We start from the raw sequence: 22,158 nt of genomic DNA, 5'->3' as shown, positions 1-22,158 counted from the left end.
GGCTCAGGACCTCGCGCGTTCGACGGCGCCGCGCAGCGCCGCGGGGTCGCGCACCAGCTTGCCGGTGCCGGTCCTGGGGAGGTCCGGCAGGACGTGGAGGCTCCGCGGCCGCTTGTACGGCGCGAGGCGGGCGGCGAGCGCCTGCTCCAGCTCGGCCGGGCCGGCCGGCTCGGAGAGGGTGAGGTACGCCTCGATGTGGTGGCCGTGCAGCACCACCGCCTCGCGGACCTGCGGCAGCGAGAGCACGGTCTGCTCCACCTCGGCGAGGTCCACCTTGAGGCCGCCGACGGAGATCTGGGAGTCCAGCCGGCCCCGCACGCGCAGCCGGCCGGTGGCCGGGTCGAGGGCGCCGGCGTCGCGGGTGCGCAGCCAGCCGTCCTCCCAGCGCGGGGTGGCGCCGGCGTCCAGGTAGGGGGAGACCGGCAGTCCGAGCAGGATCTCGTCGGCCGTCACCCGCACGTCCAGGCCGGGTGCGACGGCGAGCTCGGGCCGGTGCCGGCCGGCGACGTCGGTGGCGATCACGCCCGCCTCGGTCATGCCGTACATGTTGCCCAGGGTGGCGTGGTAGCGCGTGGTGAACGCCTCCCAGACCTCCTGGCGGACGGGCTCGCCGCCGGTGATCATGCCGCGCAGGAAGGGCAGTTGGGGCGGATCGGTGACGGCGGCGAGGATCTCGGCGTGGAACGGGACGCCCAGGACGGTGGTCGGCTCGCCCGCCGCCGCCACCGCGCGCAGGATCCCGTCGACGGTGAACCGCTCGGGCACCACCATCCGGGCGCCGCCGTGCAGGCTGTACAGCAGGCCGCCGACCAGGCCCAGCACGTGGACCATGGAGGCCAGCATCACCACCCGCTCGCCGCGGCGCGGGAAGCCCTCGATGCGGTCGTACCGCGCCAGCTCGCCGAGCAGGTCGGCGGCCGAACGGCCGATCACCTTGGACGGGCCGGTCGACCCGGAGCTGAGCTGGATCAGGACGTGGTCGCCGCCGCCCGCCCGGCCGGGGAGCCGGGTGATCCGCGGTTCGATCCGGTGGAACCCGCGCAGGGCGGTGGCGGTGACCGGGCCGAGCGGCTCGACCAGCAGCCGCGGTGCGAGCCGCTCCAGCGCCAGGCCGATCTCGTGCTCGGTCAGCCGGTGGTCCAGCAGGGCCACCTGCGCCCCGAGCTGCCAGGCGGCCAGCAGCTCGACGGCGCAGGCCAGTGACGGGGGCAACCGCAGGGCGAGCCGCCCGCCCGGGCCGAGGCCGGCCTCGGCGAGTGCCTCCCGGCGCCGCGCCACCAGGGCGCGAAGCCCGCTCCGGGTCACCGGCCGTTCGAACTCCAGGCAGATCTCGGAGTCCGGGCCGGCCAGCAAGCTCCGGTCGACCCAATCATGCTGGATTTCCGATGGTAATAAGCGCTGCATCGCGATCGCTCCAAAACATGCACATCGGTTTGATTGTACGCATATTTTGCACGTATCCGGACACGCTGAACGGGGCCTGCCGGGAGAAATCCTCATTTCGGGGGGGGATTAATTTCACCCCCACCGCGAAACCGTGGCCGCTATTCATCCTTACACGAGGGGGATTGGATCGCAAGAGTCAATCCGCCGACGTACAGTCCAAGAATTAGAATTCCTCGGACGCGGTGTGCGGGGCGCGGACGGCGGAGCTGTGGATATCCGTGATCCGGGGGAGGCCGGACAGCGCCATCGCCTCCTCCAGTTCGTCGCGGAGCAGGCCGAGCACGTCCGAGACGCCCTCGGCGCCGGCGTGTGCGAGCCCCCACAGGACGGGGCGGCCCACCAGGGCGGCATCCGCCCCGAGGGCCAGCACCTTGAGGACGTCGGTGCCGTGCCGGATCCCGCCGTCGACGATGACCCGACACCGGCCGGCCGCCGCCGCGGCCACCTCCGGCAGTGCGTCGACGCTCGCGACCGCGCCGTCCAGCTGGCGGCCGCCGTGGTTGGAGACGATCACCGCGTCGACGCCGTGCTCGACCGCCAGCCGGGCGTCCTCCGCGGTCAGGATGCCCTTCAACACCAGTGGGAGATCGGTGAGTTCGCGCAGTCGCGCCAGATCGGCCCAGGTGATGGAGGGGTCGAACTGCTCGCGGGAGTGGCGCTCGATCGCCGAGCTGCCGGTGGCGGCCAGGTGGCTCGCCGCCATGACGGCGGAGTCCACGTTCGCGGCCCGGACGCCCGGCGGCAGGGTGAAGCCGTTGCGGACGTCGCGCGGGCGCCGGGCGACCCGCGGCGCGTCGACGGTGAGGACCAGCGCCTTGCAGCCGGCCTCCTCCGCCCGGCGGACGAGGCCGGTCAGCAGCTCCCGCTGCCGGAGCCAGTACAGCTGGAGCCAGAGCGGAGCGCTCCCGGCCGCCTCGGCGATCTCGGCGAGCGGACGGCTGGCGAAGATGCTGACGATCAGCGGGAGCCCGGCCTTGCCGGCTGCCCGTGCCGTCGCCAACTCACCCTCAGGGTGTGCGAGTTGGTGATAGGCCATCGGCGCGATGCCGATCGGTGCGGCGATGTCGGTGCCGAGCAGGTCCGCCCTGGTGTCACACACCGTCACATCGGTGAGGACCCGCGGCCGGATCCGGATGCGCTCCAGGGCGGTCCGGTTGGCGGTCACGGTCGACTCGGTACCGCTGCCGCCGTTGATGAAGTCCCAGATGTCTCTGGGGAGTCGATCCTTGGCCAGCCCCTCGTACTCGCGGACGAGCAGGGGCTTCACGCCCAGTCGATCCATCTGATCCCCCGGTTCTGCGGCTGAGTCGGGGGTGCCGGAGAGTCCGGCGACCCCGGCCTGAGAACTCTGACCGATCGGTCGTACATTTTCTACCACCATCACGCGGGCCGGGCCAAGGGCCACCAGGGCCCGACGGCGCGGATATGGCAAGTCTTTAACATAGAGCATGAGGATATGAAGAAGTCTTCAAATATGGGACGGCCGTCACCCGCCGGGGCGGGTGACGCGGGGGGCCGACCGGGCCCGCGGGGCGGGCCGATCGGCCGTCGGGACGGGCGTGGGTCAGGCCGGCAGGACGGACGGTTCGGTGCAGAGCGCACTCAGCCGGGCCCTGATCGCGGCCCGGGACTTCTCGTACGCGCGGGCGTCGTCGTGCAGCAGCGAGACCCCGTTGGCGGCCTCCAGCAGGGCGATCACCTCGAAGGCGAGCTGGTCACTGTCGGTGCCGGGCAGCAACTGGCCGAGCTGGACCGCGTCGGCGAGGGCCTGGGTCACGATCTGCTGCCACGTCACACTGGCGTTGGCGACGGCGTCGCGGACCCGCCCGGGGCGGGAGTCGAACTCGGCGAACGCCGAGAAGAAGAAGCAGCCGCCGGGGAAGACCCTGGTCCGGGAGTACTCCAGCCACCGCTCGCAGAGGTCCCAGACCCGGCTCAGACCGGGCGTCACCTCCATCGCGGGGTCGACGACCTGCTCGGTGTAGATCTTCCCGGCCGCCCGGACCGTGGCGAGCTGCAGGTCCTCCTTCGAGCCGAACAGGGCGAACACCCCGCTCTTGCTGATCTGCAGATCGGTCGCCAGCCGGCCGATCGACAGTCCGTCCAGCCCCTCGGCCGAAGCGATGTCGACGGCGCGGCGCAGGATGGCGCGGCGCGTCTGGTTGCCTCGCAGAATGCGGCCGTCCGTCCGCGGGTTGACCATGGTGACTCCCTCCGTCTGGGGGTGGCGGGGCGCGATCGGGGCGCAGACCCGGGTGGGGGTGAGTGGCCGGGAACCGGGTCGCCGGACCCGGCCGCCCGGCTCGTCCGCACGGTCCGCAGTCACCGCCGGTCGGTCGGTGACGAGCGACCGGCGAAGGGCGGTCGGTGAGGAGACGAGAAGCCTACGGCATCGGCCTGAGCAGGCGATTCGCGGTGTGGCCGGCCGACGCCGGCGGTGCGGCCGACGGGCCGTGGGCGATGGGTCGGTGGCCGTCCCCGGGGCGCGGGCACGGAGCACCGGCGGTGGTGCGGGCGGTCGTGCCGGCGGGTGGTGCGGGCGGGCCGCTGCCGACGGGCGTCGGTCCGCCCGTCGGGCCGGGCGGACCCTAGCGGCGGCCGGCCGACTGCGGAGCGGGCTGCGCGGGCTCGACCGCGGCGGCCGGCGCGGCCCCCGCCCGGCGCCGCGCGTACACGTTGGAGGCCGCCAGCGCGGCGAGCACCACGCAGACCCCGCCGATCTCGTAGCCGGTCGGCCGGTGGCCGCGGAACGCCTGGATCACGAAGGCGGTGACCGGGACGAGGTTGATGAACAGCACGCCGTTCGACGGCCCGAGGTTGCGGAAGGCGGTGTTCCAGGTCAGCGCGGCGACGGTGGTCGCGGCGAACACGACGTACAGGATCTGCGCCCACACCGCCGGGTACTCGCCCACGCCGGGGTTGTCGATCCAGCCGGCCACCGAGGCGACCAGGGTGATCACCAGGATGCTCACCGTCCCGAGCAGGCAGCTCAGCGTGGTGTAGCGCAGCGGCGACCAGGTGGGGAAGGCCGCGGCCCCGGTGGTGTACAGGACCCAGCCGGCCACGCCGACCAGCGTCAGCAGGCCGCCGTAGCCGACCCCGCCGGTGACCACCCGGGCCGGGTTGCCGTTGCCCAGCACCATGGCGACGCCGAGCAGGGCGACCAGCACCAGGCCCAGGGTGACGGCCGGCGGCGCCTTGCGGGTGCGCCCCCACATCACCAGCACCGTGACCAGCGGCATGGTCGCCATGATCAGCGCCGAGCTCTGCGCGGGGATGCTCTCCAGGCCCACGTAGGTGCAGAAGTTGAAGCCCGCGAACCCGATGGTGGAGAGCACCCAGAGGCCGCCCAGCCGCCCCTCGAAGCGGAAGGCGCCGCGGCCCTCCCGCAGGAGCAGCAGCAGGCAGAACACGCCGGCGGCCAGCACGAACCGAACTGCCGTCAGGTGGAACGGGTCGAGGTGTCCGTACGCGGACTTGGCGACGGCGAACATCCCGCCCCAGGCGAGCCCGGTGGCGATGCCGCAGGTGACGCCGACCGCTGTGCGTGAGACCGCCATGACTGAAATCCCTTCCGCCGGCGGGCGCGCCGAGGGCGCGGCCGCTTCACGGCCAGGTCTAACTGACCGAACGTACCATTAGTTATCTCATGAACGCGCCCTGTGAGTAGGGCGCTTGGCGTCCTTGACAATATCCGATCGATCGTTCACTTTGTTTGACGTTCACCCGTGCCCCTCCGATCCGATGGTGGAAGCGTGGCCAGAGAACCCTCAGCAGTGAACCGCGACCGCAGCCCGTGGAACTGGCTGCTCGCACCGGCGGCCCTCGCGCCGCTGCTCACCTTCGTCTTCAACCGGGATCTGCCGAGGCTGGCCGGGATCCCGTTCTTCTACTGGTTCCAGCTCCTGCTGGTCGCCTTCGCGGCGGCCTGCACCGCCGCCGTCCACCTGCGGACCCGTCGCGCCGGAGCGTCCGATGACGCTTAACCTCACCGAACTCGTGCTGTTCACCGTCCTGTTGACCGGGGTGACGGTGATGGGCCTGCTGGCCTCGCGGTGGCGCCGCTCGCACACCATGGACGACCTGCAGGAATGGGGCCTGGGCGGCCACCGGTTCGGGAGCTGGATCACCTGGTTCCTGATCGGCGGCGACCTCTACACCGCGTACACCTTCATCGCCATCCCGGCGCTGATCTACCAGGTGGGCGGGGCCGGCTTCTTCTCGCTGCCCGACCTGGCCATCGTCTATCCGATGGTCTACCTGCTGCTGGTCCGGCTCTGGTCGGTCTCCCGCACCCACGGGTACGTCACCACCGCCGACTTCGTCCGCGGCCGGTTCGGCTCCCGCGCCCTGGCGCTCTGCGTCGCGGTGACCGGGATCCTCTCCACCCTGCCCTACATCGCCCTTCAACTCATGTGCATCGAAGCGGTGTTGAAGACCATGGGGGTCAACGGCGAGTGGCCGGTGGTGCTCGCCTTCGTGGGGCTGGCCGGCTTCACCTACCAGTCCGGCCTGCGCGCCCCCGCCCTGATCGCGGTGGTCAAGGACATCCTGGTCTACGCGGTGGTCATCGCGGCGGTGATCTACATCCCGATGAAGCTCGGCGGCTGGGGCCACATCTTCGACGCGGCCGGCCACAAGTTCGCCGCGAACGGCAAGGGCAACGTCGTCCTGGACTCCGGGAACCAGCTCAACTACGCTTCACTGGCGCTGGGTTCGGCGATGGGCCTGTTCCTCTTCCCGCACACCAGCACCGCGGCACTGGCCAGCCGGGACCGCAACGTGATCAAGCGGAACATGGCGGCGCTGCCCGTCTACAGCCTCGCCGTCGGCTTCATCGCCCTGCTCGGGCTGATGGCCATCGCGGCCGGGGTGGTCCCGCTCACCTCCGACGGCAAGCCGGACTCGAACACCGTGGTGCCGCTGCTGTTCCACCAGATGTTCCCCGACTGGTTCGCCGGGATCGCCTTCGCGGCGGTGGGCATCGGCGCCCTCGTCCCCGCCTCGGTGATGTCGATCGGCGCGGCCAACCTCTTCACCCGCAACATCTACCGCGAGTTCCTGCGGCCGCAGGCGTCGCCGGCGCAGGAGGCCAAGGTCTCCAAGGTGGCCTCGCTGGTGGTGAAGTTCGGCGCGCTGATCTGCACGCTGATGCTCACGCCCCAGTTCTCCACCGACTTCCAGCTGATCGGCAATGTGATCATCCTGCAGACCCTGCCGGCGGTGGGGCTCGGGATCGTCATCCGCTGGTTCCACCGCACCGGCCTGCTGGTCGGCTGGGTGGTCGGGATGGCCTCCGGGCTCTGGATGCTCTACCGGATCCCGAACCCGGCCACCGGGCACGCCCACTTCGGGGGCAACGCGCTCCCGCTGTCGGACCTCGGCCTGCCCACCCACATGCCGATGTACGTCGGCTTCCTCGCCCTGGTCGTCAACCTGGTGGTGACCGTCCTGGTGACCCTGGTGTGCCGGGCCGTCCGGGTGCCGGACGGCATCGACGAGACCCGCGGCGACGACTACTTCCGCTCGCCCGCACCGCAGGACGAACCGCGGCCGGTCCCCGCGACCCCGCAGCCCGTCACCATCGTTCCCGCCGCCGCGCCCGCAGCCCGGGCCGAAGGGCTCGTCGCACTGAAGGAGGAGTCATGACCCTGATCCTGAACGCCTGGTACGTGGCCGCGTGGCCCGAGGAGCTCCCGGCCGGCGAGATCCTCTCCCGCACGATCTGCAACGAGCCGATGGTGTTCTTCCGGGACCGCGAGGGCCGGCCGGCCGCGCTGGAGGACCGCTGCTGCCACCGGCAGATGCCGCTCGCGCTCGGCAGGCTCGAAGCGGACTGCACCCTGCGCTGCATGTACCACGGGATGCGCTTCGAGGCGGACGGCAGCTGTGTGGAGGCCCCCGGCCAGGACCACATACCGGCGGCGGCCAGAGTGCGGACCTTCCCCGCGGTCGAGCGCCACGGCTACGTCTGGGTCTGGCCGGGGGAGCCGGCGGCCGCCGACCCGGACCTCATCCCGGCGATCTTCGAGCGCAACGACCACCCGGACTGGACGTCCGTGCACGGGACGATCCACCTCCAGGCCAACTACACCCTGCTCGCCGACAACCTGATCGACACCACCCACGAGACCTACGTCCACGTCGGCAGCCTCGGCGACGACAACATCCAGGCCAACCCGATCAGCGTGACCGGCGACGACACCTCGGTGCTGGTCACCCGGTGGATCCTGGACCACGACGCGGCGCCGCTGTGGCGCGAGGCGCTCGACCGGGACGGCAACGTCGACCGCTGGCAGATCATCCGGTTCCAGCCGCCGGCCTCCACCGTGCTGGACGTGGGCGTCGCCCCGGTCGGCAGCGGCGCGCCGGAGGGCGACCGCAGCAACGGCGCGGAGGGCTGCAACCTCAACTTCGGCACCCCGGAGACCGAGCACACCACCTGGTACTTCTGGGCCTTCGCCCGGCGGTTCCGGCGCACGGAGCCCGGCTACGACGAGGTGCTGCAGAAGAAGTTCGCCAACGTCTTCGCCGAGGACAGCGGCGCCATCGAGGGCGCCTACTCGGTGATGCGCCGCAACCCGGGCCGGCCGACGGTGAACCTGCGCAACGACGCCGGCACGCTGCGGGCCCGCCGGCTGGTCCAGCAGATGGCCGAGGCCGAGGAGGCCGCCCGGGCGGGCGGCACGGTCTGAGCGGTACCGCCCGGACCGTTCCCCCCCGGTGGACCGGCGCCGACCCCGTCACCGGCGCCGGTCCACCGCACCGACAGCACGTCAGAGGCAGCACCTCCCTCACCGAACGAGAGGAAAGACCGATGGAGCTCATCAACAAGGTCGCCGTCGTCACCGGCAGCGGACGAGGGCTCGGCCAGGCCTACGCCCTGTCGCTCGCCGCCGCCGGCGCCGCCGTCGTGGTCAACGACGTGGACGCGGACGCGGCCGAGCAGACCGTGAAGCTGGTCGCCGACGCCGGCGGCCGGGCCACCGCGGTGGTCGCCGCGGTCGGTGACACCGAGTCGGCCGACGCCCTGGTCGCCGCCGCCGTGGACACCTTCGGCCGGCTGGACGTGATGGTCACCAACGCGGGGATCCTGCGCGACCGGGTGCTGTGGAAGATGACCGACGAGGACTTCGACGACGTGGTGCGGGTGCACCTGCGCGGCACCTTCGTCTGTGCCCGCGCCGCCGCGATCCGGATGCGCGAGCAGGGCGAGGGCGGCCGCCTGATCCTGGCCGGCTCCCCGGCCGGGCAGCGGGGCAACTTCGGCCAGACCAACTACGCCGCCGCCAAGGCGGGGATCGCCGCGATGGCCCGCACCTGGGCGATGGAGCTCTCCCGGGCCGGCATCACGGTGAACGCGGTGATCCCGAACGCGGCGACGGCGATGACCAAGACCATTCCCGCCTTCGCCCCGCACATCGAGGCCTGGGAGAAGGACGGCACGCCGCTGCCCGACTTCCTGCGCAAGGGCATCGGCTTCGGCAGCGCCGAGGACGTGGCCGGGGTGGTGGTCTTCCTGGCGTCGGAGGCCGCCAAGGACGTCAACGGCCAGTGCGTCGGCATCGGCGGCGACAAGCTCTCGCTCTGGTCGCACCCGGAGGAGGTGTCCTCGGCGTTCGTCGACGGCGGCTGGTCGGCGGACGCGATCGCCACCGCCTGGTCCACCTCGGTCGGGGCCGAGCCGCAGTCCTACGGCATCGCGGCCCTGCAGAAGCTGTCCGGCTGATCCGTCCCGCCGATCCGCCCGGCCGGGCCGGCCCCCCGTCGCCCCGGCCGGGCCGGTCCCGCCGTCCGCCGACCCACCCCGAAGGAGACAGCAGATGACTTCGCTCAACCTCGACGACCTCGTCGCGATCGACATGCACACGCACGCGCAGGTCTCGCTGGCCGGCCACAACTCGCTGCCGGACGAGATCGAGGAGGCCTCCGCCGCGTACTTCAAGGTGGAGCGCCGGCAGTACCCCAACGCCGCCGACATGGCCGGCTACTACCGGGAGCGCAAGATCGCCTGCGTGATCTTCCCGGTCGACGCCGAGGCGGCGACCGGCACGCCGGCCGTCTCCAACGAGGAGGTCGCGCAGGTCGCCGCCGAGAACGCGGACATCCTCATCCCGTTCGCCAGCATCGACCCCGCCAAGGGCCGGCTGGGCGCCCGCGAGGCCCGCCGGCTGGTCCGGGACTTCGGCGTGCGCGGCTTCAAGTTCCACCCCAGCGTGCAGGGCTTCTACCCCAACGACCGCTCCGCGTACCCGATGTACGAGGCGATCGAGGAGCTGGGCGTACCGGCGCTGTTCCACACCGGCCAGACCGGGATCGGGGCCGGCGCACCCGGCGGCGCGGGCATCCGGCTCAAGTACTCCAACCCGCTGCTGATCGACGACGTCGCCGCCGACTTCCCCGGCCTGCCGATCGTCATGGCGCACCCCTCCTTCCCCTGGCAGGACGAGGCGCTGGCAGTGGCCAACCACAAGCCGCTGGTCCACATCGACCTGTCCGGCTGGTCGCCGAAGTACTTCCCGCCGCAGCTGGTCCAGTACGCCAACACCCTGATCCAGGACAAGGTCCTGTTCGGGTCCGACTTCCCGATGATCACGCCGGACCGCTGGCTGGCGGACTTCGAGAAGCTGGAGATCAAGCCGACGGTGCGGCCGAAGATCCTCAAGGACAACGCCGCCCGCCTGCTGGGGCTCGTCAAGGACTGAGGGAGGGCTGAGCGAACCGTGCGCAACAACGGAATCGGCTCGTGGCCGGCCCGCCGGGCCAGGCGCTCCCCGGAGCGGGTCGCCCTGGTGTTCCAGGACCGCCCGGTCAGCTACCGGGAGGTGCACGAGCACGCCCTGCGGGTCGCCAACGGCCTGCACGCCCTCGGGGTCCGGCGCGGCGACCGGGTGGCCTACCTCGGTGGGAACCACCCGGCGTTCCTGGAGACGCTGTTCGCCTGCGGCCTGCTCGGCGCGGTGGCCGTTCCGCTCAACACCCGGCTGGCCACCCCCGAACTGGCCCACATCCTGGCCGATTCCGGGAGCACCGTGCTGGTCCACGGGCCCGGCCACGCCGAGGCGGTGGCCGGGCTGCGGACCGGCACGGCGGTGCGCACCTTCGTCCCGCTGGACGGGGCCCCGCCCGCCCCGGCCGGCGACGTCCGGTACCGGGAGCTGCTCGCGGCCCCGGCCGACCCGATCGACCTGCCGGTCGACCACCCGGACCCGTGCCTGATCATGTACACCTCGGGCACCACCGGCCGGCCCAAGGGCGTCGTCCTCACCCACGGCAACGTGATCTGGAACTGCCTGAACCTGCTGATCGACCTCGACCTGCGGGCCGACGAGATCGCGCTGGTCCAGGCCCCGCTCTTCCACGCGGCCGCGCTCAACCTCAGCTGCCTGCCCACCCTGCTCAAGGGCGGCACGGTGGTGCTGGAGGAGGCCTTCGACCCGGAGCGCGCGCTGCGGGCGATCGAGCGGGAGCGGGTCACCTTCGTGTTCGCCGTCCCCACCATGTACGACGCGGTGGCCGCCGCACCCGGCTGGGCCACCGCCGACCTGAGCAGCCTGCGCACGGTGCTCTGCGGCGGCGCGCCGGCCAGCGACCGGACGATCCGCACGTACCACGAGCGCGGCCTGCCCTTCGTCCAGGGCTACGGCCTCACCGAGAGCTCCCCGTGCGCCACCGTGCTGGACCGGGCCCGGGCGGTGGCCGGGGCCGGCACGGTGGGCGGCGCCAACTTCTTCTCCGACGTCCGGGTCGTCCGCCCGGACGGCAGCCCCACCGCGGACGGCGAGCGCGGCGAAGTCCTGCTGCAGGGACCGAACGTGACCCCCGGCTACTGGGGGAACCCGGACGCCACCGAGCTGGCCCTGCGGCCGGGCGGCTGGCTGAGCACCGGCGACGTCGCGGTCCGGGAGGCGGACGGCAGCCTGCGGATCGTCGACCGCGTCAAGAACATGATCATCTCGGGTGGGGAGAACATCTACCCGGCGGAGATCGAGAACGTGCTGCACGACCACCCGGCGGTCGCCGAGTGCGCCGTGTTCGGCGTCCCCGACCCGCACTGGGGCGAGGTCGGCCGGGCCGCCGTGGTGCTGCGGGCCGGCGCCGGCGCCGACGAGGGCGAGCTGCTGGCGTTCCTGCGGCGGCAGCTCGCCGGCTACAAGGTGCCCAAGGCCGTCCGCTTCGTTCCCGCCCTGCCCCGCAACGCCCTCGGCAAGCTCCTCCGGGACCGGCTCACCGCATCGCTCTGACCCGCTCCCGCCGCCCGCCGCCCGTCGCCCCCTCAAGTACCGAGCGCAGACCGCCGATCACCGATCACCGACGACCGATCACCGACGACAGATCACCGATCACCGACCTTCGACCGGAACGGACCCCGCCATGGCTGCCCATGTGTACACGCTGGACGAGCTCAGTAGCCTCACCGACCTCGACCTCGGCCACACCGACTGGCTGGAGGTGGACCAGGAGCGGGTGGACACCTTCGCCGACGCCACCGACGACCACCAGTGGATCCACGTCAACCCGGAGAAGGCCGCCACCGGCCCCTACGGCACCACCATCGCGCACGGCTATCTGACGCTCTCCCTGGTGATCCCGCTCTTCCTCGACCTGCTGGAGGTCAAGGAGGCCGGCATGGCCGTCAACTACGGCCTGAACAAGGTCCGCTTCCCGTCCCCGGTCCGCGTCGGCGACTCGATCCGGCTGGCCGGCCGGATCGAGTCGGTGAAGGACCTCGACGGGGCCGGCGTGGAGCTGCTGCTCAACTTCACGGTCGAGATCGACGGCGTTGCCAAGCCCGCCGCGGTCGCCCAGGCCGTCTACCGTTTCTACCGCTGACCCACCCGGATCCCGGGCTGTGGCCCGGATCCGTCTGTCCACCGACCAGGAGGAACCGTGGAGCTGGATGTCGTCGTCGTCGGAGCCGGTTCGGCCGGATGCGTGCTGGCCGCCCGCCTCAGTGAGGACCCGGGCCGCAGCGTCGTCCTGCTGGAGGCCGGTCCGGACTACACCGCCGACGGGTCGTGGCCCGCCGAACTGATCGACGCCGCCACGATGCCGGCCGTCCACGACTGGGGCTACGTCGACGCCCCGCCGCCGCCGGGGTGGTCCAGGCCGCTCGGGCTGCAGCGCGGCAAGCTGGTCGGCGGCTCCTCGGCGGTGAACTACTGCATCGCCCTGCGCACCCGCCCGGCCGACCACCACGCCTGGGCGGCCCAGGGCCTGCCGCGCTGGTCCTGGGAGGAGGTGCTCCCGTTCTACCGGGAGCTGGAGGACGACCCGGAGGGCGACGCCCGCTGGCACGGGGCCGGCGGCCCCGTGCCGATCGAGCGCGGCGGGGCCGACGGGCTGACGGAGTCCCAGCGGGCGTTCCTGGCGGCCTGCCAGAGCGACGGCCACAAGCTGGTCACCGACTTCAACGCGCCCACCGCCGCGGGCGCCGGCATCGCGCCGCTCAACCAGCGGGACGGGCGGCGGCAGAGCGCGGCGCTCACCCATCTGAAGCCGGCCCTGGACCGCCCCAACCTGCAGCTGCGTGCCGACACCGAAGTCCACTCGGTGCTGGTCGAGGACGGGCGGGCGGTCGGCGTCCGGCTCGGCAGCGGCGAGGAACTGCGGGCCCGCCAGGTCGTCCTCTGCGCCGGCAGCTACAGCAGCCCGGCGATCCTCCAGCGCTCCGGCATCGGCCCCGCCGACCACCTGCGCGAGCTGGGCATCACGGTGGTCCGGGACCTCCCCGGCGTCGGCTCGGGCCTGGTCGAGCACCCCGCCTACCGGACGGTCTTCGCGGTCCGCCCCGGCGACCACCCGGACCAGCAGTGGCGCACCATGCTCTCGCTGCGCAGCACTCCCGACGCACCCGACGTCGACCTGCACATCCAGGCCCGGTCCGCGCTGCCGACGGCGAGCCGCAAGGCCCACCCGACCGGCTACGACATGGTGCTGCTGGTCGGCCTGCTGCAACCGAGGTCCGCCGGTTCGGTGCGGCTGGCCTCGCCGGACCTCGCCGACCTGCCGGTGATCGACCTCGGCTTCTACCGGGACCGGCAGGACGCCAGGGCGGTCGCCGACGGCGTCCGTACGATCCGCCGGCTCGCGCAGTCCCCGGCGCTGGCCGAGCTGTTCGCCGAGGAGCTCCGCCCGGGCCCGGCGGTCGCGGACGACGAGCTGGAGGACGCGGTGCGGGCCTTCCCGGCGATCTACAACCACCCGGTCGGCAGCTGCCGGATGGGCCCGGCCGACCGCCCGGGCGCGGTGGTGGACGAGCAGTGCCGGGTGCACGGGGTCGACGGGCTGCTGGTCGTCGACGCCTCGGTGATGCCGGTCAGCCCGCGCGCCACCACCCACCTGCCGGTGCTCATGCTGGCCGAGCGCGCCACCGCGCTCAACTGGCCGGTGTCCCGCCCGTGATACGCGCCGGCCGGGTGCCGGCCCCGGCACGGACCACCGTCCTGGTGGCACCGGCCGGGGCCGACGCCCGGCGGACGGCGCACGCCCTGCTGCTCGACGCCGCCGGGGCCCGGCTCGCGGTGCCCCGCGCGCGGCTGCGGATCGACCACGAGCCGGACGGCCGGCCGGTGCTGACCGGGGCCGGCGCGGGTCTGCACGTCTCGGTCAGCCACGGCCGCGGCGCGGTGGCGGTGGCGCTGAGCGGCCTCGGGCCGGTCGGGGTGGACGTCGAGGCGGTCCGGGCACTGCCAGCGGCCGCGCTGGCGCGCCGCTGGTTCGATCCGGCGGAGGCGGCGTGGATCGAGCGGCAGCCCGAGGAGGACCGGGCGGCCGCGTACTTCCGGCTCTGGGTGCAGAAGGAGGCGGTGGGCAAGGCGCTCGGCACGGGCCTGCGGGGCGGCGGGATGCGCCGGGCCGTCCTGCTGCCGCCGCTGGGGTGCGCGCCCCGGCTGGTGCCGCTGCCCGCCGAGCGGGGGCTGGCGGTCTGCCTGCCGGGCGGGCCGGCCCCGGCCCCGGTTCCGGTCCTCTCCCCGGTGTCGGGTCCGGCCTCCGATCGGTCCTCCGGTCCGGCGCCGGATCCGTTCTCCGGTCCGTTCTCCGGTCCGTTCTCCGGTCGGTCCTCCGGTCCGTTCTCCGATCCGGAGTTCGGTCCGGAGTTCGGTCCGGCGGAGCTCTGCCTGGCGGTGGCCGTCCGCTCGCCGTACGCCGCGGGGGCGCCGGTCGTCGTCCGGTACTGCGCCGCACCGTCCCCGGCGACCGCCGCGCCCAGCTGACCGTCCCCGACCGCTCCTGATCTCCCCCGATCTCTCCCGAGCTCCCCGGAGGTACCCATGCCACTCGATCCACAGGTCCAGGCGTTGCGCGCGGCCAGGGAAGCGGGCGGCCACCGCCAGTTGTACAGCTACACCGTGGAGGAGGCCCGCGCGGAGGACCTCGCCGCCATCCGGGCCACCGGCGGGTCCCCCGAGCCGGTCGCCGCGGTCGACGACCTCACCGTGCCGGGGCCGGGCGGCGAACTGCCGATCCGGCTCTACCGGCCGGAGGCCGACGGCCCGCTGCCCGTCCTGGTCTACTTCTTCGGCGGCGGCTGGACCCTCGGCACCATCGACACCTCGGACGCGATCTGCCGCAACCTCACCAACGCGGCCGGCTGCGCGGTGGTGGCCGTCGGCTACCGCCTCGCGCCCGAGCACAAGTTCCCGGCGGCGGTGGAGGACTGCCACGCCGCCGTCCGCTGGATCGCCCGGTACGGCGCCGCGCTCGGGCTGGACCCGGCGCGGCTGGCGGTGGGCGGCGACAGCGCCGGCGGCAACCTCGCCGCCGCCGTCACCCTGCTCGCCCGTGACCAGGCCGGCCCGGCGATCGCGGCCCAACTGCTGGTCTACCCCAATACCGACCACCTGGCCGACACCCCCTCCAGGCGCGAGAACCACGACCCGTACTTCTTCAACACCCGTTCGGTGCAGTGGTACTGGGACAACTACCTGGCGGACGCGGCGGCCGGCGGCGACCCGCTCGCCTCGCCGCTGCGCGCCGCCGACCACGGCGGTCTGCCGCCCGCGCTGGTGATCACGGCCGAGTACGACCCGATCCGCGACGAGGGCGAGGCCTACGCACACCGGCTGGCCGGGGCCGGCGTCCCGGTCGAACTCACCCGCTACCCGGGGATGGTGCACGGCTTCTTCGCGATGGGCGGCGTGCTCGACGCGGGCCGGGCGGCGCTGGCCCAGGCCGCCGGGTTCCTGCGCGACCGGCTCGCGACGCGCGCACCCGCGGCGCCCGCCGTTCCGGCTCCCGGCCCGGCCGAGGCCGACCTCGACCGCGCCGAGCCGGACCGCGTCGACCTGGACCGCGCCGACCTCGACCGCGCCGAGCTGCACCGCTCGCTCGCCGACCCGCTGCTCGACGCGATGAACTTCCTCAACGAGGTGACCGGCCGCTTCCCCGAGGCGCTCTCCTTCGCACCGGGCCGGCCGTACGAGGGCTTCTTCGACGTCGAGCAGGTCACCCGCTACCTCGCCGTCTACCTCGACCACCTGCGCCGGGAGCGCGGCTACACCGAGGAGCAGGTACGGACCGAACTCTTCCAGTACGGGCGGACCAACGGGTTCATCCACGAGCTCGTCGCCCGGACGATAGCCAATGACGAGGGCATCGTCGTGCCGCCGGAGTCCCTGGTCGTCACCGTGGGCTGCCAGGAGGGCATGCTGCTCGTGCTGCGCGCCCTGTTCGCCGGCCCGGACGACGTCCTGCTCGTCAACTCGCCCTGCTACGTGGGCGTCACGGGCGCGGCGGCGTTGCTGGACATCGCCATCGTGCCCGTTCCGGAGGGCCCGGACGGCCTGGAGCCGGCCACGGTCGCCGAGGTCGCCCGGCGGGTGCGCGCCGAGGGCCGGCGCCCCCGGGCGCTGTACCTGGTGCCCGACTTCGCCAACCCCTCCGGCGCCAGCCTGTCCGTGGACCGGCGCAAGGACCTGCTCGGCGTGGCCGAGGCGGAGGACCTGCTCGTCCTGGAGGACAACCCCTACGGCTTCTTCGTCCGCGAGGGCGAGCCGACCGCGACCCTCAAGTCCCTGGACACCGGCCGCCGGGTGATCCACCTGGGGTCGTTCGCCAAGACCGCGTTCCCCGGTGCCCGGGTCGGCTACGTGGTCGCGGACCAGGAGGTGCGGGACGCGGCCGGCCGGCGCACCCTGCTGGCCGACGAGCTGTCCAAGGTGAAGAGCATGACCACGGTGAACACCCCGGCCCTGAGCCAGGCGGTCATTGGCGGGCTGCTGATCGAGAGCGGCTTCCGGCTGCGCCGGGCGAACGCGAAGCCGATCGCCTTCTACCGGGCCAATCTCGACACCCTGCTGGCCGAGTTGGAGCGGCACTTCCCGGAGCCGGGCCGGAGCGGGGCGGGGATCGGCTGGAACCGGCCGGACGGCGGGTTCTTCCTGACCGTGACGGTCCCCTTCCCGGCCGACCGCGAGGCGCTGGAGCGCTCGGCCCGGGACTTCGGGGTGCTCTGGACCCCGATGGGCGACTTCTACCCGGACGGCGGTGGGAGCCACCAACTCCGGCTGGCCTGCAGTTATCTGACGGTGGACCAGATTCGCGAGGGGGTCGGCCGGCTCGCCGCCTTCGTGGCGGCCGAGCGCGCCGCGACCGGCCACTGAGGGGCCGACCCGCCCCCCTGCCGGTGCGCCCGCGGCGCCGGTTGCACCGCCGTACCGATGCACCGCCGTACCGATGCACCGCCGTACCGATGCACCCGTCATCCCGATCCATCGACGCAGCGAGCCGCCGGTTCCTCCCGGCGGCAGATTGGGCACAGGTCACCCGACCATGGGATCTCTCCTGCTCGGCAAGCGCATCCTCGTCACGGGCGTCATCACCGACGCCTCGATCGCCTTCCACGCCGCTCGGCTGGCCCAGGAGGAGGGCGCCGAGGTCGTGCTGACCGGCTACGGCCGGCTCAGCCTGGTCGAGCGCGTCGCCAACCGCCTCCCCAAGCCGGCGCCGGTCATCGAGCTGGACGTCACCGATGCCGAGCACCTCGCCGCACTGCCGGCCCGGGTGCGCGAGCACGTGGACGGCCTCGACGGGGTGGTCCACTCCATCGCCTTCGGCCCGGCGGGCGTGCTCGGCGGCAACTTCCTCACCGCCGAGTGGGCGGACGTGGCGACGGCCCTCCAGGTGTCCGCCTACTCCTTCAAGTCGCTGGCCACCGCCTGCCTTCCGCTGCTGGAGGGCGGCGGCGCGATGGTCGGGCTGGACTTCGACGCCGGCGTGGCCTGGCCCAGCTACGACTGGATGGGGGTGGCCAAGGCGGCCCTGGAGGCCACCTCGCGCTACCTGGCCCGCGAACTCGGCCCCCGGGACATCCGGTTCAACCTCGTCGCGGCCGGCCCGATCCGGACGGTGGCGGCGAAGTCGATCCCCGGCTTCGCCGGCTTCGAGCGGATCTGGGACGAGCGGTCGCCGCTGCGCTGGGACCTCCGGGACCCGGAGCCGGCCGCGCGGGCCGTGGTGGCGCTGCTCTCCGACTGGTTCCCGAAGACCACCGGGGAGATCGTGCACGTCGACGGCGGGGTGCACGCCGTCGGCGCCTGATCCGCCCCGGGGCGCCCGCACGCGCCGGTGCGCCCCGGCCCGGGCGCACCGCCGTGGTGCGGGCGCCCCGGTCTCAGTAGGTGTGATCGGCCGTCACGTCCGCCGAGAGGTTGAGCGCGCGCTCCGCCGCCTCGCCCCGCAGTGCCAGCAGCGTCAGCGTCAGCGCGTCGACCACCGCCAGGTGGGCGATCCGGCTGGCGGTGGTCTCCAGGCCGAAGACGAGGTCCTGCCCGCCGGCGACGAGCGTGTGGGTGGCGGCCTCGCTCAGCGGCGAGCGCGCGTAGCTGGTGAGCGCGACGACGCTCGCGCCGGCGTCCCGGGCGCGGCGGGCGGTGTCGACCACGGTCGGCGTCGCACCGGTGTGGCTGACGGCCAGGCAGGCGCCGGTGGGCCGGAGGCCGGCGGCGGCCAGCTGCGCGGTGAGCGGGTCGGCGGGGGAGTCGACCGGGATGCCGAGGGCGCGCAGGCGGTAGGCGGCGTCCAGCACGACCGCGCCGGAGAGGCCCGCGCCGACCAGCACGACCCGGTCGGCCGCGTTCAGCACCCCGGCCGCCGCCCGCAGGCTCCGTGCGGACAGGGTGGTGGCGATCCCGTCGAGCGCCTCCCGGGCGGCACGGACGGTGTCGGTCAGCGCGCGGGCGGCCGGGTCCGCCTCCGCGGACGGGTCCGGCGCGGGGGCCGGCGCCTGGCGGACCGCCGCGATCTTCAGCTCCTGGTAGCCCTTGAAACCGAGCCGCTGGCACGCCCGCACCACCGACGAGGAGGCGGTGCCGGCCAGTTCGGCGACGTCGCTCACGCTCAGGTGCACCAGATCGGCCCCCCGGTCGAGGACGACCTGGGCCACGCGTGCCTCGGTGCCGCGCAGCTCGCCGAGGCGGGCGCGGATGTGCGCGGCCAGCTGTGATTCCAGCGGCGAATATTCGGAATGCTCTTCCATGGATCCAGGGTATCGTGGAATTCGATTCCAGCCCGTCGGAGGGGAGTTTCGCCATGCCCGCAATCGCGCTCGCGCTGCCGAGCGGTGGGTCGGCGGCGGCCGTGCCGGTCGCCGTCCTCACCGCGGCCGTCCTGCACGCCGTCTGGAACGGGCTGGCGCACCGGATCCAGGACAAGCTGGCGGGGTTCGCCCTGATCAACCTCGCGTACACGGTCTGCGCGGTGGTGCTGGTCGCGCTCAATCCGCTGCCGGCCGCCGCGGCCTGGCCCTACCTGCTCGCCTCGGTGGTGCTGCAGGTGGCGTCCCAGATCCTGCTCCTGCGCGCCTACCAGCTCGGGGACTTCGGGCAGATGTACCCGATCGCGCGGGGCTCGGCGCCGCTGCTGGTGGCGGTGCTGTCCGTGACGGTGCTGGGCCAGGGCCTGGGCGGCGGGGAGCTGCTGGGGGTCCTGGTGATCTCCTGCGGCCTGATCGGGCTGGCCCTCGCCAAGGGGATACCCGGGCGGGCGCAGCTGCCCGCACTCGGCGCGGCCGCCGGCACCGGGGTGATGATCGCCTCGTACACCGTGCTGGACGGCAGCGGCGTCCGGCACGCCGGTACCGTCGGCGGCTATGTGGCCTGGCTCTTCCTGCTCCAGGGGCCGAGCCTGGCGCTGATCGCCTGGGCCCGGCGGGGCCGCGGCCTGTTCGTCGGCGTCGGCCCGGTGGTGCCGGTGGGGATCGTCGGCGGTGTGCTCTCCCTGACCGCCTACGGCCTGGTCGTCTGGGCGCAGTCCCGGGGCAGTCTGGCGGCCGTCGCGGCGCTGCGCGAGACGAGCATCGTGATCGCGGCGCTGATCGCCACGGTGGTCTTCCGCGAACGCCTCGGCCGGCTGCGGATGACGGCCAGCGCCACCGTCCTGGCCGGGATCGCCGTCCTGGAGTTCGCCCGCCCGTAGGGCCGAGGGGCCGGCCCCTCGTGCGGTCGTGCGAGCGGCGCACTCAGGGGACGACGACCGTCAGTGTGCTTCTGGTGAGCCGGAAGCCGAGCGATTCGTACAGGCGCCGTGCCGTGTTGCCCTCGGTCACGGCCAGTCCCAGCTCGGCGGTTCCACGGCCGGCGAGGTCGCCCATCACCCGGTGCATGAGGTCGCGGCCGAGCCCCGGGTAGCCGAGGTCCGGGCGTCGGAAGAGATGGGCGATCCAGGGCGTGCCGTCGAAGTCGGTCACGAGGGCCCCGGCCACGACCTGATCGTTCGCGTCCACGACCAGGGTGCTGGACGGCAGTACCGGGCCCACGACCCGACCGGCCAGCAGGGCGCGCAACTCCTCCAGCCCGTCCTGCTCGTCACGGTCGGGGCGGTGGTCGGGGTGGCCGGGGCCGAACGCCGCGCCCAGCGCCGGGGCGAGCTCCTCGGCGTCCCGGTCGCACGGCACGCTGCGGTACCCGTCCCGCAGCGGGGTCCGGGCCCAGTCGGCCCACCCGGCGGGCGGCGGATCCCCGGCGAGCTCCCGCAGCATGGCGTGACCGAGCCGGAGCGTGCGGGCCCCGCGGCGCAGCAGCCGTTCGCCGAACTCGACGTTGCCGGAGACGATCCAGCCCGACATGTCCGACAGCACGAACTCCACCGGGTCGACGGCGCTCACGGGCTCGTCGAGGCCCGCTGCGCCGGGGCTCAGCACCTCCAACAGGCTGGCCCACGGCCGCCCCTCCCGCTCACCGCGCTGGTAGCGCACCACGGGCAGGCCGTCGCCGTCGCGCCCCAGCCGCCAGTCGGGTTCCGTCTCAGCCACGCCGGTCCGTCCGATCTCCGGGAGCAGTCTGCCGCCCACCATGATCGGCGGCTGCCTGCCGCAGATCAAGGGCGCCGTCGCAGGCCTCGGCCGGCGCTCCGAGAGGCCGCCCCGGTATCGCCAGCGCCCCCGGCACCGCCGCTGCCCCGAACCGTCGGCGCCCCGGTACCGCCGACGCGCCCCCGAACCGCCGCCGCCCCGGCACCGTCGTGGCCTCAGGACACCGTCGCCGCCCGGACGCAGAGCACGTCCGGCAGGTGGGAGAGCAGCAGCCGCCAGCTCTCGCCCTCGTCGGGGCTGCCGTAGACCTCGCCGGTGCGGTTGCCGAAGTAGATGCCGGCCGGTTCGGCGTCGTCGGTGCGCAGCGCGTCGCGCAGGACGACGCCGTAGTGGTCCTCGCCCGGCAAGCCGTTCGCGAGGGGGCGCCAGCTGTCCCCGCCGTCCTCGGTGCGGAAGACACGGCAGCGGCGGCCCGGCGGGACGCGGTCGTCGGCGCCGCCGAGGGGGAAGAGGTAGGCGGTGTCGGCCCGGCGCGGGTGGGCGGCGACGGCGAAGCCGAAGTCGGCGGGCAGGCCGTCGGTGACGGGCCGCCAGCTCGCACCGGCGTCGTCGCTGCGGTACACGCCGCCGTGGTTCTGCAGGTAGAGGCGGTCCCGCCGGACGGCGTCCGGTGCGATCTTGTGCACGCACTGGCCGAACTCGGGGTACTGGCGCTCCTCCGGGAAGAACTCCGCGCGCAGCCCGGTGTTGGAGGGCTCCCAGCTCGCGCCGCCGTCCTTGCTCCGGTAGACGCCGCCGCTGGAGACGGCGACCAGCAACCGCCCGGCGTCACGCGGGTCGGTGAGGATCGTGTGCAGCCCCTGGCCGCCGTACCCGGCGCCCCACGCGGACCGCTGCGGGTGGTTCCAGAGCGGCTCGACCAGGGCGAAGGTCTCGCCGCCGTCCTCGGAGCGGAACAGGGCCGCCGGTTCGGTGCCCGCGTAGACCACACCGGGTGCCTCGTCGCCGGCCGGCTGGAGCTGCCAGACCCGGGTGAGCGAGGCGCCGGTGTGCTCGGGGAAGCGGACGGCGGGCTTCGGCGGCTCGGCCCAGCGCGCGCCGAGGTCGTCCGAGCGCCAGACCGACGGGCCCCAGTGGCTGCTGTCCGCCCCGACCAGGAGGCGGACCCGGCCGGCCCGGCGGTCGATCGAGACGGAGTAGATCGCGTTCATCGGGAAGTGCGGCCCGCTGAACTCCCAGCTCAGCCGGTCGCGGCTGCGGCCGAGAAAGAGGCCCTTCTCGGTTCCGACGGCCAACAGCACCTCGGTCATGCCAGCCACCACCCGGTCGGTGAAACGGCCCCCACCGGACACCCCTCCACCGGCCAGTCTCCCGCTGTCCGCCCGCGGCCACATCTCGCCGCGCCGGGGTCGCCGGGGTCGCCGGGGTCGCCGGGACCGCCGGGACCGCACCCGGCGGGC

General features: G+C 73.6%; 19 protein-coding genes. 12 read left to right on the top strand and 7 right to left on the bottom strand.

Features of this window, described 5'->3' with window-relative positions; genetic code table 11:
- Positions 1–3 precede the first annotated feature (3 nt).
- The 4 genes from ACWDRR_RS30670 to ACWDRR_RS30655 all read right to left on the bottom strand — a co-directional run bounded on the left by ACWDRR_RS30670 (position 4) and on the right by ACWDRR_RS30655 (position 5,006).
- Positions 4–1,353, bottom strand: coding sequence for a class I adenylate-forming enzyme family protein (locus ACWDRR_RS30670; RefSeq protein WP_449775503.1), 1,350 nt, complete (start codon positions 1,351–1,353; stop codon positions 4–6).
- A 256-nt stretch (positions 1,354–1,609) separates the two neighbouring features.
- Complete coding sequence (locus ACWDRR_RS30665; RefSeq protein WP_449775502.1) at positions 1,610–2,713, bottom strand: alpha-hydroxy acid oxidase; 1,104 nt, start codon at positions 2,711–2,713, stop codon at positions 1,610–1,612.
- 297 nt (positions 2,714–3,010) lie between these two features.
- The gene (locus ACWDRR_RS30660) at positions 3,011–3,649 is read right to left on the bottom strand and encodes a TetR/AcrR family transcriptional regulator (protein ID WP_449775501.1); all 639 of its coding nucleotides are present in this window, start codon (positions 3,647–3,649) and stop codon (positions 3,011–3,013) included.
- 385 nt (positions 3,650–4,034) lie between these two features.
- The gene (locus tag ACWDRR_RS30655; RefSeq protein ID WP_449775500.1) at positions 4,035–5,006 is read right to left on the bottom strand and encodes a DMT family transporter; all 972 of its coding nucleotides are present in this window, start codon (positions 5,004–5,006) and stop codon (positions 4,035–4,037) included.
- A gap of 195 nt (positions 5,007–5,201) precedes the next feature.
- Here ACWDRR_RS30655 and ACWDRR_RS30650 point away from each other — a divergent pair, with 195 nt between their 5' ends.
- The 11 genes from ACWDRR_RS30650 (at position 5,202) to fabI (ending at position 17,988) form a co-directional block, all read left to right on the top strand.
- A complete protein-coding gene (locus ACWDRR_RS30650; protein WP_449775499.1) occupies positions 5,202–5,432 on the top strand; it encodes a DUF3311 domain-containing protein in 231 nt (76 codons plus the stop codon).
- Complete coding sequence (gene mctP, locus ACWDRR_RS30645) at positions 5,422–7,095, top strand: monocarboxylate uptake permease MctP (RefSeq protein WP_449775498.1); 1,674 nt, start codon at positions 5,422–5,424, stop codon at positions 7,093–7,095. The genes ACWDRR_RS30650 and mctP overlap by 11 nt, the downstream gene beginning before the upstream one ends.
- Positions 7,092–8,141: an aromatic ring-hydroxylating dioxygenase subunit alpha gene (locus ACWDRR_RS30640; RefSeq protein ID WP_449775497.1), complete on the top strand. Its 1,050-nt coding sequence runs from the start codon at positions 7,092–7,094 to the stop codon at positions 8,139–8,141. Before mctP ends, ACWDRR_RS30640 begins: the two co-directional genes overlap by 4 nt.
- 122 nt (positions 8,142–8,263) lie before the next feature.
- Positions 8,264–9,175: an SDR family oxidoreductase gene (locus ACWDRR_RS30635; RefSeq protein WP_449775496.1), complete on the top strand. Its 912-nt coding sequence runs from the start codon at positions 8,264–8,266 to the stop codon at positions 9,173–9,175.
- A gap of 94 nt (positions 9,176–9,269) precedes the next feature.
- Positions 9,270–10,151 (top strand): amidohydrolase family protein, encoded by an 882-nt coding sequence (locus ACWDRR_RS30630; protein ID WP_449775495.1) that lies wholly within the window; start codon positions 9,270–9,272, stop codon positions 10,149–10,151.
- Positions 10,152–10,169: 18 nt separating this feature from the next.
- A complete protein-coding gene (locus ACWDRR_RS30625) occupies positions 10,170–11,690 on the top strand; it encodes an acyl-CoA synthetase (protein WP_449775494.1) in 1,521 nt (506 codons plus the stop codon).
- Positions 11,691–11,820: 130 nt separating this feature from the next.
- The gene (locus tag ACWDRR_RS30620) at positions 11,821–12,279 is read left to right on the top strand and encodes a MaoC family dehydratase (protein ID WP_449775493.1); all 459 of its coding nucleotides are present in this window, start codon (positions 11,821–11,823) and stop codon (positions 12,277–12,279) included.
- A gap of 57 nt (positions 12,280–12,336) precedes the next feature.
- A complete protein-coding gene (locus tag ACWDRR_RS30615; RefSeq protein WP_449775492.1) occupies positions 12,337–13,851 on the top strand; it encodes a GMC family oxidoreductase in 1,515 nt (504 codons plus the stop codon).
- 14 nt (positions 13,852–13,865) lie between these two features.
- Positions 13,866–14,663, top strand: a complete 798-nt coding sequence (locus ACWDRR_RS30610) for a 4'-phosphopantetheinyl transferase family protein (protein WP_449775491.1) — start codon at positions 13,866–13,868, stop codon at positions 14,661–14,663.
- 57 nt (positions 14,664–14,720) lie between these two features.
- Complete coding sequence (locus ACWDRR_RS30605; RefSeq protein WP_449775490.1) at positions 14,721–17,051, top strand: aminotransferase class I/II-fold pyridoxal phosphate-dependent enzyme; 2,331 nt, start codon at positions 14,721–14,723, stop codon at positions 17,049–17,051.
- Positions 17,052–17,220: 169 nt separating this feature from the next.
- Complete coding sequence (fabI, locus tag ACWDRR_RS30600) at positions 17,221–17,988, top strand: enoyl-ACP reductase FabI (RefSeq protein WP_449775489.1); 768 nt, start codon at positions 17,221–17,223, stop codon at positions 17,986–17,988.
- A 73-nt stretch (positions 17,989–18,061) separates the two neighbouring features.
- Here fabI and ACWDRR_RS30595 read toward each other — a convergent pair whose 3' ends face one another.
- Positions 18,062–18,925, bottom strand: a complete 864-nt coding sequence (locus ACWDRR_RS30595; RefSeq protein ID WP_449775488.1) for a MurR/RpiR family transcriptional regulator — start codon at positions 18,923–18,925, stop codon at positions 18,062–18,064.
- A 53-nt stretch (positions 18,926–18,978) separates the two neighbouring features.
- Here ACWDRR_RS30595 and ACWDRR_RS30590 point away from each other — a divergent pair, with 53 nt between their 5' ends.
- On the top strand, positions 18,979–19,863 hold the full coding sequence (locus ACWDRR_RS30590) for an EamA family transporter (RefSeq protein WP_449775487.1): 885 nt from the start codon (positions 18,979–18,981) through the stop codon (positions 19,861–19,863).
- 43 nt (positions 19,864–19,906) lie between these two features.
- Here the strand turns inward: ACWDRR_RS30590 and ACWDRR_RS30585 are convergent, their stop codons facing one another.
- Positions 19,907–20,698 carry a GNAT family N-acetyltransferase gene (locus tag ACWDRR_RS30585; RefSeq protein WP_449775486.1) on the bottom strand — a complete coding sequence of 264 codons (792 nt, stop codon included), beginning with the start codon at positions 20,696–20,698 and terminating at the stop codon, positions 19,907–19,909.
- A 215-nt stretch (positions 20,699–20,913) separates the two neighbouring features.
- Positions 20,914–22,008 carry a WD40/YVTN/BNR-like repeat-containing protein gene (locus tag ACWDRR_RS30580; protein ID WP_449775485.1) on the bottom strand — a complete coding sequence of 365 codons (1,095 nt, stop codon included), beginning with the start codon at positions 22,006–22,008 and terminating at the stop codon, positions 20,914–20,916.
- Between the last annotated feature and the right edge of the window lie 150 nt (positions 22,009–22,158).

Source organism: Kitasatospora sp. NPDC003701, assembly GCF_053587085.1.
The sequence above is the reverse complement of the archived record's forward strand: the minus strand, read 5'-3'. Positions and strand labels throughout refer to the sequence as shown.

Excerpts from the sequence above, each read along its gene's own strand:
- ACWDRR_RS30620 (WP_449775493.1), top strand. The coding sequence starts at position 11,821 with ATGGCTGCCCATGTGTACACGCTGGACGAGCTCAGTAGCCTCACCGAC.
- ACWDRR_RS30590 (WP_449775487.1), top strand. The coding sequence starts at position 18,979 with ATGCCCGCAATCGCGCTCGCGCTGCCGAGCGGTGGGTCGGCGGCGGCC.
- ACWDRR_RS30595 (WP_449775488.1), bottom strand. The coding sequence starts at position 18,925 with ATGGAAGAGCATTCCGAATATTCGCCGCTGGAATCACAGCTGGCCGCG.
- fabI (WP_449775489.1), top strand. The coding sequence starts at position 17,221 with ATGGGATCTCTCCTGCTCGGCAAGCGCATCCTCGTCACGGGCGTCATC.
- ACWDRR_RS30660 (WP_449775501.1), bottom strand. The coding sequence starts at position 3,649 with ATGGTCAACCCGCGGACGGACGGCCGCATTCTGCGAGGCAACCAGACG.
- ACWDRR_RS30640 (WP_449775497.1), top strand. The coding sequence starts at position 7,092 with ATGACCCTGATCCTGAACGCCTGGTACGTGGCCGCGTGGCCCGAGGAG.
- ACWDRR_RS30635 (WP_449775496.1), top strand. The coding sequence starts at position 8,264 with ATGGAGCTCATCAACAAGGTCGCCGTCGTCACCGGCAGCGGACGAGGG.
- ACWDRR_RS30630 (WP_449775495.1), top strand. The coding sequence starts at position 9,270 with ATGACTTCGCTCAACCTCGACGACCTCGTCGCGATCGACATGCACACG.
- ACWDRR_RS30655 (WP_449775500.1), bottom strand. The coding sequence starts at position 5,006 with ATGGCGGTCTCACGCACAGCGGTCGGCGTCACCTGCGGCATCGCCACC.
- ACWDRR_RS30580 (WP_449775485.1), bottom strand. The coding sequence starts at position 22,008 with ATGACCGAGGTGCTGTTGGCCGTCGGAACCGAGAAGGGCCTCTTTCTC.
- ACWDRR_RS30605 (WP_449775490.1), top strand. The coding sequence starts at position 14,721 with ATGCCACTCGATCCACAGGTCCAGGCGTTGCGCGCGGCCAGGGAAGCG.
- mctP (WP_449775498.1), top strand. The coding sequence starts at position 5,422 with ATGACGCTTAACCTCACCGAACTCGTGCTGTTCACCGTCCTGTTGACC.